Origin of the sequence: Snodgrassella gandavensis, assembly GCF_914768025.1 — a bacterium.
GTDB lineage: Bacteria > Pseudomonadota > Gammaproteobacteria > Burkholderiales > Neisseriaceae > Snodgrassella > Snodgrassella gandavensis.
Map to the genome: position 1 here is coordinate 22,508 of NZ_CAJZCE010000011.1, position 17,621 is coordinate 40,128.

Genomic DNA, 17,621 nt, shown 5'->3' on the forward strand with positions numbered 1-17,621 from the left:
ATCTGGATGCAATTGCCTGTCAATACAGGCTTGTCTTATCATAGCTTGCCCATAAGTATTGACAATCAAATTAATTATTACCTGTAAAACTGAAATTATGCCCGCTGTTGCCCATTTTGCATTGCCCCAAGCCAGTCAGACTGTATCCTGGCCAGATTTAAACGCTGGTAGCTTGCCATTGCTGCTCAGCGAACATTTACCCGAAAAAAAACTGAAAATCATTTTGACTGCCGATGCTGAGCAGGCAATTCGCATTCAGTCAGCCTGGCAGTTTTTCGACCCGGCAGCACGGGTAGTATTCTTTCCCGACTGGGAAACCTTACCCTATGAACATTTCTCCCCTCATCAGGAACTAGTATCCGAGCGCCTTAGTACCTTATGGCAATTAAAAAATGGGCTGGTTGATGTCTTACTCCTGCCTCTGGCCACAGCAATGCAAAAAATTGCGCCGCCTTCATTTCTGCTTGGCCGCACTTTCTGGCTGAAAGCTGGTCAGCAATTGGACATAGATGTACTCAAGCATAGCCTGATTGAAGCTGGCTACAATCATGTTACACATGTTGTGGCAACAGGCGAATTTGCTACTCGTGGCGGTATTCTGGATATTTTTCCTATGGGTAGCGATATACCGTTTCGACTGGATTTATTCGATAACGAAATTGATACTATTAAAACTTTCGATGCTGACAGTCAGCGCACATTAACCAGTGTAGATGAAATCCGCCTGCTACCTGCTCACGAATTTCCTACTGACAGCGATGCACAAAAAATCTTTCGTAGCCGCTTTCGTGAAGAAATCAGCGATGATGCCCGCAAAGCCACTGTTTATACCGCGGTATCAGAAGGCCATTTCGGAGCAGGTGTTGAATACTACCTGCCTTTATTCTTTGAAGAAGAATGTGTCAGCATTTTTGATTATATCAATGCAGACGCTATTCTGGTTTGTCTGGGTGATATACATAATGAAGCCGCGCGTATCTGGCAAGACGTCAAGCAGCGTTATGCCTTGGCACAGGGCGATCCGGCCTATCCGCCTCTGGCGCCCAGTTACCTGTATTTGAGTGAGGATCAGCTTGGCGCACGTATTAAACCTTACCCACGCCTAATACCTCAATTAAGCGAAAACAATATTTACACCCTGCCCCATGTCGCTGTAGACCGTCAGGCAGATGACCCATTGCATGCACTGAAAATTTTCCTGCAACAACATTCTTACCGGGTGCTGATTTGCGCAGAAAGCCTCGGACGACGTGAAACCATGTTGAATTTTATGCGTGAGTATAATTTACAACCTAACGTCGTAAATGGCTGGCAGGATTTCTTCAATAGCAGCACCAGCCTGTGCCTGACAATTGCGCCATTAAGTTATGGCTGTCTGTTACCAGAACAACAACTGGCCATTATTACTGAAGCTGATTTATATCAGTATATTGTGCGCGGTCGCCGTACACGACGCAAACACAGTGCTGTTTCCGACGGTATGCTGCGTGATTTAGCTGAAATCAAAATTGGCGATCCAGTCGTTCATGAACAACATGGTATCGGTCGCTATCAGGGACTGGTTACACTGGATTTGGGCGAAGGCGCCAGTGAAATGATGCTACTGGAGTATGCGGAGGGTTCACAGCTATACGTGCCTGTTGGCCAGCTACAATTGATTTCACGTTATGCAGGCAGTGCCCATGAAAACGTCAGCTTGCACAAACTCGGCCATGGCGCCTGGGATAAAGCGCGCCATAAAGCGGCTGAAAAAGCCCGCGATACTGCCGCGGAGCTGCTAAATCTGTATGCCCAGCGAGAAGCCCAGCAAGGGCACCGTTTCAGTTTGAATGAAATGGATTATCAGGCCTTTGCCAATGGCTTTGGCTATGAAGAAACAGAAGATCAGGCGGCTGCAATTGCTGCCACCATTAAGGATTTATGTGCTGAAAAACCCATGGATCGGCTTATTTGCGGCGATGTAGGCTTTGGTAAAACCGAAGTAGCCTTACGTGCAGCCTTTGTTGCCGCCATGGCTGGTAAACAGGTAGTGGTTCTTGCGCCGACAACATTGCTGGTAGAGCAACATGCACAGAATTTTGCTGACCGCTTTGCCGATTTTCCCATCAAAGTGGCACAGCTATCCCGTTTTAATACAAGCAAGCAGACACAGGCTACGCTGGCCGGTTTGGCTGATGGCACAGTAGACATCGTAATTGGTACACACAAACTGGTACAACCAGATGTACATTTTAAAAATCTGGGGCTGGTTATCATTGATGAAGAACACCGTTTCGGAGTACGTCAGAAAGAACAGTTGAAACGTTTGCGCGCTAATGTCGACGTACTTACCCTCACCGCCACACCGATTCCACGTACCTTAAGCATGGCATTGGAAGGTTTGCGTGATTTTTCACTCATTACCACAGCGCCCAGCCGCCGTCTGGCGGTGAAAACTTTTGTCCGTCCTTTTAGTGATGGTTTGATACGCGAGGCTGTAATACGTGAACTGAAACGTGGTGGTCAGGTATTTTTTCTGCATAATGAAGTAGATACCATAGCCAACACCTATGAAAGACTGAGCACCCTACTGCCCGAAGCACGCATTGGTATTGCTCACGGTCAGTTACGTGAACGTGAACTTGAACAGGTGATGCGCGATTTTCTCCAGCAGCGTTATAACATTTTACTGTGCTCAACCATTATCGAAACCGGAATTGATATTCCTAATGCCAATACCATTATCATCGAACGGGCAGATAAATTTGGTCTTGCTCAGCTACACCAGCTACGCGGTCGCGTAGGCCGCTCCCACCATCAGGCCTATGCTTATTTACTGGTACCGGAAGCGATGACTAAAGATGCACAGAAGCGTCTGGAAGCCATTGAAATGGCCGATGATTTGGGTGCAGGCTTTACCCTTGCCATGCAGGACCTGGAAATCCGTGGTGCAGGTGAAATTCTAGGTGAAGGACAGTCAGGTGAAATGATTCAGGTAGGCTTCACGCTGTATACTGAAATGCTGAAACAGGCTGTACGTAACCTGAAAAAAGGCCGCGAACCTGATCTGGATACGCCATTGGGCATCACCAGTGACATCAAGCTGCATAGTCCTGCTTTACTACCAGAAAGTTACTGCCCCGATATTCATGCCCGTCTGGTGCTTTATAAACGTCTGGCCAGTTGTGAAACTGAAGCTGAGATAGACCAGATACACGAGGAACTCATCGACCGCTTCGGCCTGCCCGAACCGGCTGTATCTAGTCTGATTGCCAGCCACCATCTGCGTATTGAGGCAGCCAGTCTGGGCATCGATACCATTGATGCCAGCAGTGAAGCCATTACGTTTACCTTTGGCAAACATCACCGTATCAATCCGGCCACCATTGTGGCTATTATGCAAAGTGACAAAAACTACCGTCTCGTTGGTGCAGACAAACTCAGGGTTAATATTGCCATTGAAGATGTCATGCAACGCGTACAGATAATTAAAAACATCATGAAGCAGCTTGCTGTTGATATGGCTAAATCAGACTAATTTATAAAACCTTCTATAATTTCACCATAAAATTAGCGGTAATACCGCCTAAGCTGTATTACCGCTGACTACTATTGTCTAAGCAGACTGGCTGTGTAACAAGTATTAGCCACAAATATATTTCAGCTCACCTTATCCAGAGCAAACAGCTCCGTACCATGCTGTTTTAGCCATAAACGCGCATTAACTGTATCGGCTGTATATTCAGCCACCATCGCCCAGAATGCCTTACCATGATTGGCGTGACGCAAATGGCACAGCTCATGAATACAGACATAATCCACCACAAAAGCAGGTGCACCAATCAAGCGCCAGTTTAAACGAATACCAGTACGTCTGCGGCACACCCCCCAAAAAGTACGCGCCTGACTTAAAGCAATTGCTGCCGGCTGCAATTGCATTATCTGTGCCCAGTATTGCAAGCGCGATAATAATTCGATTTGAGCATACTGCTTTAGCCATGCACTCAAAGCCTCATGCGGTAATTGTGCAGCCGCCAGTGGCAACAAAAATCCCTGCTGTGCATGCCATTGCACACGAGTAAGCACAGCCACCAGCGTATAAGAATAAGTCTGGCCACGAAACCAGATATATGCGGGTAAAGCCGTTGAGATTTGTACCGCCTGTTGCCACAACTTCTTAATAGAAGGTTCATGAGCACTTAACCATTGATACAAAGACTTCATCGATACAAATGGTGGTACATTGATATCCAGCAAATCGCGTGAAGCTGTACGTACAATAATATTTTTCCGCGCAGTGCGCCGCAGTTTCAGTCTGATGGCACAGCCATCCGCAGTTGTATAAATAAACACCGACATAACAACTAATCTATCAAAACCCCATAAAAAATAACCACAATACAGACTATTATTTTTGCATACCAATACCCAAACCCGTTGATTCTGTTTTGGGTACAACTGCATCAATTACTAACAGTAATTTAATCTTAGGCCATCAGACTAATTTTTTAAGATTAAATGCATATTATTTTTGGTAATTCGATTATAGGGATTCAAGCTTAACAGTTATACATTACTGCCATTACCAATAAATTCATAATCATCTACAAGAATAGCAATATTAACCTGAATTTATCAGCACCGATGCGATGGTAGTTTTTACCACTTTGCATAGTAGCTACAATCGTAACCAGACTGATACGGAGATGCTTGCCAAAGGTAAACTTAATGATTTCACTGCTGACATCAATAATATCGATATCCAGACTGGCTGCTTCGATGTGTAGATGGTGGCAGGCAATCAGACCAGCCATTAATGGTGTAATACCGGAGTGGGCGTTTGCGGGTTTTGCGGTGCAAATGGGCCAGCACCCTGAATTTTAATCTGCTGATTTTCTATCCACTGTTCACACAGTTTGATTAACTCTTCTGGCGTGTGTGCAATTTCATAAGAAATCGGTGCACCAATCACTACGGTTACTTTGCCCGGATATTTAAAAAAAGAATCCTTAGGCCAGAATTCGCCGCTATTTAAGGCCACTGGCACCAGATTCATATGCAGCATCTGAGCCATACGCGCTGCCCCTTTTTTATAATGTCCCCGGTATCCGGGCTTAATCCGCGTACCTTCCGGAAAAATACAAATCCACATACCTTTTTGACGACATATTTTACCCTGACTGATAATCTGAGCATTCGCAGCTTTAGGATTATTGCGGTCAATACCTATTGTGCCGCGCCATTTCAGTGCCCAGCCAAATATTGGAATACGGAAAAGCTCACGTTTGGCAACAAAGGCCAAATCAGGAAAAAAGCAAAGCATGGCCAGTGTTTCCCAGCCAGATTGATGTTTACAGCACACGATACTCGGCTCATGCGGAATATTCTCCCGGCCAATTACTTCATATTTCAAGCCAATAACGTGCTCCAGCATCCAGAACAGCACTTTTGCCCAAGCGGTAGTTGTCCATGTAATACCTTTGGGAATGAGCATGGAAATAATAACCACCACCAGCCATATCAGCGAAAACACACATAAACAAAACCAGTAAATCAAATTACGTAACAACAACATGTTATATTATTCCTCGGCTGCCTTTTCAGCCTGTGCGCGACAAAATTTGGCAAAATCCAGCAAATCGTCATACACCTGTGTATCATCCGGCAAAGTCTCCATTTTCAGCGTTTCCTTGCCTTTCCCTGTTAACACAAGCACCGGATGTCCGCCAATTGCTGCGATTGCCTGCATATCACGAATGCCATCCCCTACCAGCCAGGTATTTTCAGCTTTCATATGCAAACGGTCGAGAATGTCCAGCAACAAACCCGGCTGAGGCTTGCGGCAGTTACATTTGGCACTATTGGTATGCGGGCAAAACCAGACTCCGCTCAAGCGACCACCGGCTTTCTGAATATGGGTATGCATTTTGCCATGTACTTCATTAAGCTGCTGCATACTCACCTGATCGCGTCCGATTCCAGACATATTCTCAGCCACAACTACGGTGTACCCACTTTGAGTTAAAAAGGCAACAGCATCCATGCTACCGGGTAAAGGAAGCCATTGATCAGGGTCGCTGATTGGCTGTGGCCGCATTGCATTCAGCACACCATCACGATCAAGAATAATTAATTTACCTTTTCCACTCAATGCCATAATGATCCTTATTGGGTTGGCTTCAAACTTTGACGCCACTGAATCAGGGCACTATCAAATACACCGTCAAGCAAAACCTGATTTTTATCATTTATTTCTACATGATAAAAACTTTCCAGAGCCGGTGTATTTAGAGTTTGCACGTAGTCTTCCATAAAACGGCCATAGCCTTCCTCTTCATCCTCATAATAATAAAGGGAAAAACGGCGTCCTTCATCATTGAAATCACTGTCTTCCAGACAACCAGCCATATTATTCAGAACAAATTCAGCTCCGCTCATCACTTGTGCTTTTAGCGCAGCTATGTCTTCTTCTGCCGCCTCATCCCATTGCGGGTTATATAATCCACGGCGCACAATCCATGACCAGTAATAACCCATATGCGTGGCAGCATTGGCCATGGCCAGCGCTGGCGGATAATCTTCTTCTGTATGAAATACTACATTATCAAATATCATGATTTGACTCTCATCCACTATCAGAACGGACTGTACAAACAGATATTACTCATTCAGTAAAGCAATGTCGGCCACTGCATTCATCTGGTGTGACAAAGACAGTAACAAAGCCAAGCGATTATTTCTAATCGCTTCATTTTCATCCATTACCATTACATTAGTAAAGAATGTATCCACCTTTTCCTTGATACCAGTCAACTCCGCCAGTGCCTGAACAAAATTCTGTTGCTTCAGGGCAGCCTGAATTTTTACGGCTACCTGTTCAGTTGCCTGATGCAGGTTCTGCTCATCCTGTAGCTGTAAAAGCGTAGTTTCCATAGCAGGTAAAGCAGAAATATCGACTCTTTTCAACAAATTGTGCACACGCTTGTTCGCGGCTATTAATGCAGTAGCTTCATCCAGCCGTTTAAACTGAGTCACAGCGGCCAGTCTCGCTTCCAATTCACCCAGATTCTCCACATTACCAGCCAGCACGGCGGCTACCACATCCTGCGCATAAGTATTTTGCAACAGAATAGCCAGACGCGCCTGCATGAATTCGGCTACCTCGCTCACAGTATTAGCAGCCAGTTTGCCAGCAGGAAAAGTATCAAATGCAGCCTGTAATAGCGGTGTTAGCGCCAGATTATGCTGCATCAGCATCCGCAGAATACCCAGCGCACTGCGGCGCAATGCGTACGGGTCTTTGTCTCCGGTTGGAATCAGCCCAATACCCCAGATCCCCAGCAAAGTTTCCAACTTATCTGCCAGTGCCACTACTGTACCGAGTAAATTATCCGGCAATGCATCATTAGCAAAACGCGGCCAGTAATGTTGCTCAATTGCCACAGCCACATCGGCATCTTCACCATCATGCCGTGCATAGTATTTACCCATCGTACCCTGCAATTCAGGAAATTCACCAACCATATCGGTAAGTAAATCCGCCTTAGCCAGTTCGGCCGTTCGAGCTGCTTTATTAATATCAACACCTAACAGCGGTGCAATTGCTGTAGCCAGCTGACTAATGCGCTGCACTCTTTCTGCCTGACTGCCCAATTTATTGTGGTAAACGACATTTTGCAGTCGAGATACGCGGCTAGCCAGAGAGGTTTTCTGATCCTGAAGGTAAAAGAACTCAGCATCAGCCAGACGGGCACGCAGTACGCGTTCATTGCCATGAATGATATGAAACGGATTTTCAGTCTGTAAATTGGATACCAGTAAAAAGCGGTTAATCAGTTTGCCTTCACTGTTTAACAGTGGGAAATATTTCTGATTCTGCTGCATAGTTAAAATCAGGCATTCCTGTGGCACCTGTAAAAAGCGCTCATCAAAACCTGCCTGCAATACTACCGGCCACTCAACCAGTGCCGTTACCTCATCCAGCAAACCTTCAGCATAGGCCACCCGTGCATGCATCGCTTTCTCAGCCTCACTTAAACCCTGTTCAATGCGGGCACGACGCTCAGCAAAGCTGGCCACAACCTTACCTTGTTCCAGTAGTTGTTGCGCATAATCTGCTGCATGGTTAAATGTAATCCTGCCCTCACTCAGGAAACGGTGGCCTAATGTCCAGTTCTGGCTGCTTAATCCCAGCACACTGCCGGCAACTGTTTCAGTACCGTGCAGCATAACCAGCCCATGTACCGGCCGAACAAAGGTATAAGTACTGCTACCCCAGTGCATTACCTTGGGAATAGGCAATTTCTTAATGGCCAGATTCAGAATATCACTTAACAATGCACTTAATGGCTGGCCGGCCTGAGTATACTCATAAGCAAACACCATCTGTTTGCCATCATCAATCTGGCTGAGCTGGTCAATTTCTACCTGATTACTGCGGGCAAATCCCTGCAAGGCTTTGGTAGGTTCACCATCTTTCATGCCAGCAGCTACACTCGGGCCTTTTTTCACCATGCGTTGGTCTGCCTGCACCGGTTTAACATTCTGTACCAGAACACCTAAACGTCTGGGCGCAGCAAATACCTGATAATCAGCCACACCACTGATGAGTTGTGCTTTCTCCAATCCATCAACAACACCAGCAGCCAGACTTTCGCCCAGATTATTCAGGGCTTTTGGTGGTAATTCTTCGGTACGCAGTTCAATTAATAAGGGAGCATTCATGCAAGTATTACTTTCATTCGGTTCAGGCTGTCTGGCCGTTAGTATTTTTTTTCAGTAACGGGAAACCAAGTTTTTCGCGGCTTTCCACATATTTATGCGCAACTGCACGGCTTAAAGCACGTACACGGCCAATATAAGTGGCGCGTTCAGTCACAGAAATGGCACCACGTGCATCCAGCAGATTAAATGTATGTCCGGCCTTGAGTACCAGCTCATATGCAGGCAGCGCCAGACTGACATTCTCTATAGCCAGCAGACGCTTGGCTTCCGCTTCATAATGGTTAAACTGTGCCAGTAACCATTCTGCATTACTGAACTCAAAATTATAAGTAGACTGCTCTACCTCATTCTGATGGTATACATCGCCATAAGTCACAATCTGCCCGTCCTGAGTTTTGGCCCAAACCAGATCGTAGACATTTTCAACGCCTTGCAAATACATGGCCAGCCGCTCAATACCATAAGTAATTTCCCCCAAAACCGGTGAACAGTCCATACCGCCTACCTGCTGAAAATAGGTAAACTGTGTCACCTCCATGCCATTGAGCCATACCTCCCAGCCCAACCCCCAGGCACCTAAGGTAGGATTTTCCCAATCGTCCTCAACAAAGCGGATATCATGCTGACGCGGATCAATACCCAGCTCCTGCAAAGAGGCCAGATATAACTCCTGAATATTATCCGGTGCCGGCTTTAGCGCCACTTGAAACTGGTAATAATGTTGCAGGCGATTCGGATTTTCACCATAGCGGCCATCCTTGGGACGGCGCGACGGTTGTACATAGGCTGCAAACCAAGGTTCAGGCCCCAGAGCGCGCAGACAGGTGGCCGGATGGCTGGTACCCGCGCCCACCTCCATATCCAGAGGCTGCAACACCACACAGCCATGGCGTGCCCAGTAATTCTGTAAAGTAAAAATAATTTCTTGGAAAGTCAGCATGACGGGAAATTTCTGATAGTCTGCAAAATTGTCTATTTTACTGTGCTTGCCAGCAGTTGAACAGCCATCATCACGTTCCAGAATAACCACCCGTGTAAATAATAAACTCAAAAAACACTTGCACCTTCTGGCTGGCGGTGAAACGATAGCCTTTTCATTTATTGACTCCATCTCTCAAAATGTATCGTGGCGAACGCTTTAACGCATATTCTCACCTTGTCGGCTTTATCCTTGCCATCGTAGGCACAGGATTTCTCCTAATCAAATCTGCACATTACGGAGATGCTTACCGTATTGTCAGTTCAATTATTTATGGCGCCAGCCTGATCCTTCTGTATGGTATATCAACTCTGTACCATTCCATTCCTTCACACCGCGCCAAGGCAGTGTTACAAAAATTTGATCACTGTGCCATTTATCTGCTGATTGCCGGTAGCTATACCCCTTTTACTCTCACAACATTAAACGGTGGCTGGGGCTGGTCGTTACTCGGTGTATCGTGGGGACTGGCAATATTTGGTATCATTCAGGAAGTGACTATTGGACGCAAAAGTGAAACCCGCATCTTGTCACTGATTCTTTATCTGTTGATGGGCTGGCTGATTATCATTGCCATCTATCCGCTGACACAGCGTATGTCTTCACCGGGTCTATTCTGGCTGACTAGCGGTGGGCTGGCATACAGTATCGGCATTTACTGGTTTATCAATGATGAAAAAATCCGCCATGGTCATGGCATCTGGCACTTATTTGTGATGCTGGGCAGTCTGGCACAATTTATCTGTGTTTACGCCTATATCTGAAATTACGGCAATACAGATAGTTAAATACAAATGTCGCCAACATCAATTACCAATGATTAAATGGAAGAAGTTAAGTGAAAATATACCTGAAAACTTTGTTTTTTAGTCTGTGCCTGCTCACTCTGGCGGCCTGTGGTGGTGAAAAAACCACACAATCTGCTGCTTCATCTGAGCAGACGAAAAAAGAAATTATTGTCGGTACTACCGTAGGCGACTTTGCCGATATGGTGCGTGATCAGGTGAAGCCCGAACTGGAAAAACAGGGCTATAAGGTACAACTATTGGAATTTACCGATTATGTTCGCCCCAATCTGGCGCTGGCAGATAAATCTATTGACATCAACATTTTCCAGCACAAGCCATATCTGGATGATTTTGCCCAGTCGCGCCACTTGGCAATCATACCGGCTTTTCAGGTTCCTACCGGCCCTCTGGGCATATATACCGGCAAGCTGCACGAACTGAGTGCCGTAAAAAGTGGTTCCAGCGTCTCTGTACCCAATGATCCATCCAATCTGGCACGTGCACTGGTTATGTTGGACAAACTGGGCTGGATTACCCTAAAAGCCAACATTAACCCTCTTAAGGCCTCATTAGCCGATATTGCCAGCAATAACAAAAACATCAAACTGGTACCACTGGAAGCTGCTCAATTACCCCGCTCCCGCCACGATGTGGATTTTGCAGTGATTAATGGCAATTTTGCCACCAGCTCAGGCCTGAAATTTACATCGGCATTGTTCCTCGAACCCGGCTTCACTTATGTTAACTGGGCTGCAATCCGAGCTGCCGACAAAGATAGTCAGTGGGTAAAAGACATAAAAGCTGCATACAATTCTGCTGCATTCAAACAGTATGCGTTCAAGCGTTTTGCTGGTTACAAGTATCCTGAATCCTGGGGCATACAGGGCACTCAACCCACATCTGCACCAGCACAATAATTACCCGCAGTAGCCTTGACCAAGCATTTCGTTACAAACGTCGATAACGAAATGCTTTTACCACTAAGATTTAGATAAGCATGAAGACGAACAATTTTATCGCCGGTGATAAACTACCATTAGAACAGAAAATTAATCTAGAAACTGCACGTATCTGCTGGCATGAGCTCCAACCTCATTTTGCCCGTGGCAGCTGTATTTATGTTGCACCGGAGCTGGATTTAGTTGATATTGCCCGTATGATAGCCGCAGATGACAGCGCTACCATTGCACTTTTGATACATAAAGGTAAAATTAGTAAAATCAGCGATATAATGGCACAGCAGTATTTTGATTGTAATCAGCCAATGTGGGCCGTTGTGGTAAGGCCATATGTGCTGATCCAGCTAGACAATACTATTGTCGGAAGCAAATAAGCCATAAGTACTTAACACAAGCATTCATAATAGAAAGAGAACATTATGCAACGTCACAATCAGGGCTTTACACTCATTGATATGATGATTACCATCATCATTATCGCCATATTAGCCGTTATAGCCTACCCATCCTATAATAACTATGTGATTAAAGCTCGCGAACAAAATGCCCGCGCTGATTTAGTGCGAAATGCCAACAAACTGGAACGGTATTACGCTAAAAATAATACTTTCAGTGGTTATGGGGATACGCTCGAACAAGGTAAAAGCGCAACATTTTTTACTTTTGCAGGCGACTATCAACCCAATAGCTATCGTCTGGTGGCTACGCCTACAGCAGCCAATAGCGGTGCTACCAGAGAGGTTGTCTATGACAGTTTAGAGGGTATATTATTGTGCGAGAACACTCAACCACAAGAATGTAATCCTTATTAAACTCTCATTCATGCATTTCATGTTACAACACATACTATTGAAAACCGTATTTTTCAACAATATATTTACTTTGATAACTTTGGTTTTACCTTTCAAGTATAATAATAGTTGAAAAATCGCGAAAAGATTCAATATTTAACCTTGTAGTTTCAAGCAAGTGATTAAATTTTTGACAAAAATAGAAGATCAGATATATGGAAATGCTGAAATCAATCCTACTCCTATCAACCACTTTAACACTGGCCAATTCCGCACTGGCAGCCAGCCATCGAAATGATGCTGTTAATGATGGGCTAGATGATGCTGAAAAAATCATCGTGCAGATGTACAACCAGCAACAACAGATTGAGAAAGAAATCGACAAATTATCTGCTTCGTTTTTTCAGGATGATAATCAGGTTAAGCTATTTAAAAACTGTAAACAGCCAGAATGTCATCAATACAGTGAAACTTCATCTTTCAGCCTTGACCCGAATCAAAATTTTACATATCAGAATCAGGTTAGCAGAGATGGTCTGACCAAATCTGTTAGCCGTAGTGGCAAATTTGACCATCGGAAGAGCAAACAGACACTGATACTGAATAATGCAGATGGCCAGCCAGATATGTATCTGCATCAGTAAATTCCCAGAACTTCAGAATGACATTTATCTAGAAAGCTGCAGATTACATAAAAAGGCAATGAATAAATCATTGCCTTTTTATTTAACTACTTATCAGGTAAATTTTATTTATGCTTGGATTTGGATGAATTCACTACAGAGCGTTCAATTATTTGATCCAATTTATAAACATACTGGCTGGCAGTAGTATCATCCGCAGCACCAGCCGGTTTTACCTCATAGACATTCAACCGTAGTACCTGATTTTCTGCCGGATTAAACTGCCAGCCGTCAATCGTGCCGGCAAAATTACGCCATACACCAGTTTTGACTTTCACCCCCTGATCGTTATAGAAAATTTCACGCACTTTCAGGCATTGAGCTGCGCCATTGTCCGTCTGACAGGTTTGTGTCTGCGGACTTATTTCCCAGAACACCACTGTAGGCTGGCCATACTGGGCAGTGGCTGTGGGCACACCACGCCAGAGCAAATGTTCGCCACGCCGATTTTCAATCCATAACTGCGGCTGAGCATTCTGGGCATTTTCAGTGTTAAGCAATCCTGCATGCAGTTTCTGCCCATTCATAAAAGCAATAATCGCTGCATCCTGTGCCATCACATCAGGGGCACAGGCCATCATAGTACTCATTGGTGCCTGAATTTGCATATCCTGTCCGCTTAGCTGGTAAGCAGAACCAATAGAGTTACATCCACCCGAAACATTTAGCCGCTGGCCAGCAAAATTCAGTTTCAAGGCCGAATTCGTCTTGAAATTAGCCAATGGCCGGCCATGTCGATCAGTTGCTTCTACTAGCTGCCAATCATAAGCGCCTAACTGCTGCACACTAGCAGCACGCATATTAACTTTATGGTCAGATGTATGTGCACAGGCAGTCAGACTGCCGACAATCAGGGCAGTTACTACCATTTTTTTGATAGTCATAAGTATATCCTTGCTTAAACAACACAACACCTGCACATTAAAATAAATCTACGCATAAAACAACTATCATGTTTTATATAACTGCAAGATTAGCTATTATGCAACAGCGGCAACAAATTCAGGAGAGTCAGCATGCAAATTGGCATCATCATTATCGGCGATGAAATTCTGAATGGTTCACGTCAGGACAGCCATTTTATTTTTTTCAGACAGCTATTCCAACAACACGGTCTATATATGGCCTGGGCGCAATATTTACCTGATGATCGGGCAATAATCAGCCGGCAGTTAGAGCAGTCATTTAAAGAGAAAATACCTGTTTTTGTCACCGGAGGCATAGGAGCCACACCAGATGACCATACTCGTCAGGCCTGTGCCAATGCTTTAAACCTGCCATTAACCGCTCATCCCGAAGCTCTGAAAGCGATTGAAGCCATTTCAGTCCAATATGGCGACACATTAAACAGCCCAGCTCATTTACAACGGGCAAAAATGGCCGCTTTTCCTCAGGGAGCGGCACTGATTCCAAATCCGTTCAACAACATCGCCGGCTTCTCAATCCAAGAACATTACTTTTTACCCGGCTTCCCCAAAATGGCACACCCAATGGCTCAATGGGTATTAGACCAATATTACCGGCAGAACTTTTTCCAGCATAAACTGGCCATTAAAGCCGCAGTGGTTGACGGCATACCCGAATCGCGGATTGCGCCACTGATGGAGCAGATTGAACAAAACTGGCCGGGTATGAAAACTTTCAGCCTGCCCACCATCCGTGATGATTTACCAGCTAAAGAACAAATACATCAATACCGGCTCGAATTTGGCTTGAAAGCCTGGGGTAAAGACTGCTCCACTCTGCCAGAAGTCTGGGAAGAGGCTGTACAGAAACTGAAACAGCTTGGTGCCACCCAGATCACCCCACTGGATAAAAGCAGTGAAGGCTGAATCTGCATCCGATATAGTGGATTAATATCAGGATAAATTCTGTAATTTATAGAAAAATTACCTGTCTAAATGCTAAAAAAAAGGGTTTAAAACTATATCCATCGTGCTGACAGGCTGAAAAAACCATACTTTTACCACTTTACATGCAAAATGGTTTTGTATTTGCGTTTCAATTGGCAAGCAACTAGAATTCCAGCAACTTACAGCAGTATCTGGTTTAGTGGTTATCCGGATACCGATACATATAGAACCAGTCGATAGTGTACTAAACCTATCAACCGTACACCTTAGCAACAGGTATTAATTTATTCATGACAACACTGAACAAATACAATTTTTCTGCCGGTCCTGCAATACTGCCAGAGGCCGTATTACAAACAGCACAGGCTGAAATGCTGGATTATAACGGTATCGGTAGCTCAGTCATGACCATGAGCCACCGCTCAGATGCATTTATCAGTATTCTGTATCATGCCGAGCAAGACTTGCGTCAACTACTGCATATTCCAGACAACTATAAAATACTGTTTATGCAGGGCGGAGCCAGTGCTCAATTCAATATGGTAGTCATGAATCTGGCCAATGGCTTTAAACGGGTTGATTCAGTCGTTTCCGGCAACTGGAGCCGGATTGCCCACAGCCAAATGGGCAAACTTTCCAATGCCGAAATACACTTGGCAGCACATGGCGGTGATTTGTATAACTATACTGACGTACCTGCCCCCACAAGCTGGGACGTTGACCCAAACTCAGCCTTTGTCCACTATTGCATTAATGAAACCGTACATGGTCTGCAATACCGTGATATTCCCAAGCCAGACGGGTTGCCGCCAATTGTGTGTGATATGTCGAGTGAAATACTTTCACGGCCGATTAATGTTGCCGATTTTGGTGTTATTTATGCCGGTGCCCAGAAAAATATTGGTCCGTCAGGAGCCACCATCGTTATTATTCGCGAAGATTTGCTTGAACGCTGTTCCGAACGAATCCCCGACGTATGGAATTATCAAAGCCATATCAGCCGTCAGGGGATGTACAACACCCCTGCTACCTATCCGATTTATATTTCTGGTCTGGTATTCCGCTGGCTACAGGCTCAGGGTGGAGTGGAACAAATGCAGGCAATCAATACCATGAAAGCTGAAACCCTGTATTCTGCTATTGATAATAGTAATGGCTTTTATACCAACAATGTGCAACAACATGCCCGTTCACATATGAATGTCATTTTCCATACTCCGGAAAAAGAACTGGACAAAATATTTGTTCAGCAAGCTAATGCCCATGGTTTATGTGCGCTACACGGCTATAAATCAATTGGTGGCATGCGCGCCAGCATTTATAACGCTATGCCCATTCAGGGCGTAGAAGCTTTGGTAAGTTTTATGCAGGAATTTCAGCGCCGATACGGCTAATTTCTTTGATTTTTTCTTCAACCGGTGTAGCAGCAATGTGCTACACCGGTTTTTAATTTTATCCCAAATAAATTATTATTTTGCACCATAAATCATTAATTTGGACTTAACTTTTGCTTAAAAGATGCAGCTTCCGCTTTACCCTACTGAATAGTTTTAGGACGGTATCGCTCCAACAGCATATTATTGAATTTATTTTCTGGGTCTAGTTGCGCTTTAAGTTTAAAAAACTGCTCTGCTTGTGGATATGCACGCTGAAACTGCTCAGGAGTTGCATGCAACTGATAAGGTAAAAAATAACTACCACCGTTTGCCAGTACAGCATCTATTAACCCTCGAGTCCAAATACCTACCTGCTCTTTACTGCTTTCATCAGTAGCCTGCTGATAATAAACAACAAAAGCAAACACCTCAGTTCTGGCCCATGCCAGCAGCGAACCACTATCGGGATTTGCATGACGAATAGAAATATTGACAACATTAGCCCGATGTTTTTTCAGGATAGCAACTAGCTCAGGATAAAAATCGTCAAACCGCTCTACTGGTATAAAATATTCCTCCAGAGCAAAACTTTTATTTTTTTCAGCAATAGGTTGCAAACTGGCTACATCATAACTGGCCTCATAATTACGCCACATCACCGGTTGCTTTACATAATGCACCTCATCACGTAATTTGCGCAATTCTTTGCCCAAATCAGATGCAGCCACAATTTTTAGTTTTTGTTCCTGCTGGCGTGAACGCTTAAAGGGCGGTCTTAACCTGCTGAAAATAGTTAGTGGTTCTTGCGTTTGTTCAAAAGTGACCGCACGAACTTTTTTGAAATCAGGTGGGTACATTATAGCATTGTGAAATATTGCGGCCTTATCAGTACGAACATGTTGAGAGAAATACTGGGAATACTGTGCAATTGGCATCACCCTACTAATCCGTTTTACTTTAACATTATCAGCAAGCCGTAAAGTTACTTCCGTGATAACGCCCAAGCCACCATAACCACCAATAGCGCCATAAAATATGTCCTGATTTTCTTGCGGACTGGCCATTACTACCGAACCATCAGCCAGTACAATTTTGAACTGCTCAACAGACAGGATAATAGGCCCTTCACCAATATAACGACCATGCACATTCACACCCAATGAACCGCCAATGCTGAAATTGGCATAGCTTTGCATGATTTTTACCGATAATCCATAAGGATCAATTAATTCCTGTACCTGACGCCAGCTTGCACCGGCCTCAATGGTTAATAGCTTCTGTTCAGGATTAAAAGCAATCACATGATTTAGCTTGCGTGTATCTATCTGGAGCGCACCTGGCATCGCCGTTTGTCCGCCCATGCTGTACTTGCCTCCGGCGATGCTGATTGAGCCTGAAGTGCTTTTAACCAGCTCAGCGACCTGTTGGGTAGATTCTGGCTGCACGACAGCAGCTACTTGCATGGGTGTCATCCCAGTAACATCATTTA

At 44.7% G+C, this 17,621-nt stretch carries 17 protein-coding genes; 8 read left to right on the forward strand and 9 right to left on the reverse strand.

What is annotated here, in order from left to right:
- Positions 1–97 precede the first annotated feature (97 nt).
- Complete coding sequence (mfd, locus tag MJ764_RS08495; protein ID WP_239326130.1) at positions 98–3,517, forward strand: transcription-repair coupling factor; 3,420 nt, start codon at positions 98–100, stop codon at positions 3,515–3,517.
- 122 nt (positions 3,518–3,639) lie between these two features.
- Here mfd and MJ764_RS08500 read toward each other — a convergent pair whose 3' ends face one another.
- From MJ764_RS08500 to glyQ, 7 genes are all read right to left on the reverse strand, one after another.
- Positions 3,640–4,338, reverse strand: coding sequence for a M48 family metallopeptidase (locus MJ764_RS08500; protein WP_239326131.1), 699 nt, complete (start codon positions 4,336–4,338; stop codon positions 3,640–3,642).
- A 245-nt stretch (positions 4,339–4,583) separates the two neighbouring features.
- Complete coding sequence (locus tag MJ764_RS08505) at positions 4,584–4,793, reverse strand: hypothetical protein (RefSeq protein WP_239326132.1); 210 nt, start codon at positions 4,791–4,793, stop codon at positions 4,584–4,586.
- The gene (locus MJ764_RS08510; protein ID WP_239326133.1) at positions 4,793–5,554 is read right to left on the reverse strand and encodes a lysophospholipid acyltransferase family protein; all 762 of its coding nucleotides are present in this window, start codon (positions 5,552–5,554) and stop codon (positions 4,793–4,795) included. Before MJ764_RS08510 ends, MJ764_RS08505 begins: the two co-directional genes overlap by 1 nt.
- A 6-nt stretch (positions 5,555–5,560) precedes the next feature.
- Positions 5,561–6,136 (reverse strand): D-glycero-beta-D-manno-heptose 1,7-bisphosphate 7-phosphatase, encoded by a 576-nt coding sequence (gene gmhB, locus MJ764_RS08515; RefSeq protein ID WP_239326134.1) that lies wholly within the window; start codon positions 6,134–6,136, stop codon positions 5,561–5,563.
- 8 nt (positions 6,137–6,144) lie between these two features.
- Positions 6,145–6,594, reverse strand: a complete 450-nt coding sequence (locus MJ764_RS08520) for a DUF7832 domain-containing protein (protein ID WP_239326135.1) — start codon at positions 6,592–6,594, stop codon at positions 6,145–6,147.
- A gap of 45 nt (positions 6,595–6,639) precedes the next feature.
- Positions 6,640–8,703, reverse strand: a complete 2,064-nt coding sequence (gene glyS / locus MJ764_RS08525; RefSeq protein WP_239326136.1) for a glycine--tRNA ligase subunit beta — start codon at positions 8,701–8,703, stop codon at positions 6,640–6,642.
- A gap of 22 nt (positions 8,704–8,725) precedes the next feature.
- Positions 8,726–9,643: a glycine--tRNA ligase subunit alpha gene (gene glyQ, locus MJ764_RS08530; protein WP_239326211.1), complete on the reverse strand. Its 918-nt coding sequence runs from the start codon at positions 9,641–9,643 to the stop codon at positions 8,726–8,728.
- 179 nt (positions 9,644–9,822) lie between these two features.
- Here glyQ and trhA point away from each other — a divergent pair, with 179 nt between their 5' ends.
- From trhA to MJ764_RS08560, 5 genes are all read left to right on the forward strand, one after another.
- On the forward strand, positions 9,823–10,446 hold the full coding sequence (gene trhA, locus MJ764_RS08535; RefSeq protein WP_239326137.1) for a PAQR family membrane homeostasis protein TrhA: 624 nt from the start codon (positions 9,823–9,825) through the stop codon (positions 10,444–10,446).
- Between the two features lie 74 nt (positions 10,447–10,520).
- Positions 10,521–11,387 (forward strand): MetQ/NlpA family ABC transporter substrate-binding protein, encoded by an 867-nt coding sequence (locus MJ764_RS08540; RefSeq protein ID WP_239326138.1) that lies wholly within the window; start codon positions 10,521–10,523, stop codon positions 11,385–11,387.
- Between the two features lie 80 nt (positions 11,388–11,467).
- Positions 11,468–11,803 (forward strand): DUF2288 domain-containing protein, encoded by a 336-nt coding sequence (locus MJ764_RS08545; protein ID WP_239326139.1) that lies wholly within the window; start codon positions 11,468–11,470, stop codon positions 11,801–11,803.
- A 45-nt stretch (positions 11,804–11,848) separates the two neighbouring features.
- On the forward strand, positions 11,849–12,241 hold the full coding sequence (locus MJ764_RS11480; protein WP_275415294.1) for a type IV pilin protein: 393 nt from the start codon (positions 11,849–11,851) through the stop codon (positions 12,239–12,241).
- A gap of 194 nt (positions 12,242–12,435) precedes the next feature.
- On the forward strand, positions 12,436–12,864 hold the full coding sequence (locus MJ764_RS08560; RefSeq protein WP_239326140.1) for a hypothetical protein: 429 nt from the start codon (positions 12,436–12,438) through the stop codon (positions 12,862–12,864).
- 104 nt (positions 12,865–12,968) lie between these two features.
- Here the strand turns inward: MJ764_RS08560 and MJ764_RS08565 are convergent, their stop codons facing one another.
- Positions 12,969–13,787: an META and DUF4377 domain-containing protein gene (locus tag MJ764_RS08565; RefSeq protein WP_239326141.1), complete on the reverse strand. Its 819-nt coding sequence runs from the start codon at positions 13,785–13,787 to the stop codon at positions 12,969–12,971.
- A 132-nt stretch (positions 13,788–13,919) separates the two neighbouring features.
- Between MJ764_RS08565 and MJ764_RS08570 the strand changes: the two genes are divergently transcribed.
- A complete protein-coding gene (locus MJ764_RS08570) occupies positions 13,920–14,735 on the forward strand; it encodes a competence/damage-inducible protein A (protein WP_239326142.1) in 816 nt (271 codons plus the stop codon).
- A gap of 311 nt (positions 14,736–15,046) precedes the next feature.
- On the forward strand, positions 15,047–16,150 hold the full coding sequence (gene serC / locus MJ764_RS08575) for a 3-phosphoserine/phosphohydroxythreonine transaminase (RefSeq protein WP_239326143.1): 1,104 nt from the start codon (positions 15,047–15,049) through the stop codon (positions 16,148–16,150).
- A 143-nt stretch (positions 16,151–16,293) separates the two neighbouring features.
- Here the strand turns inward: serC and MJ764_RS08580 are convergent, their stop codons facing one another.
- Positions 16,294–17,595, reverse strand: coding sequence for an FAD-binding oxidoreductase (locus MJ764_RS08580; RefSeq protein ID WP_239326144.1), 1,302 nt, complete (start codon positions 17,593–17,595; stop codon positions 16,294–16,296).
- Between the last annotated feature and the right edge of the window lie 26 nt (positions 17,596–17,621).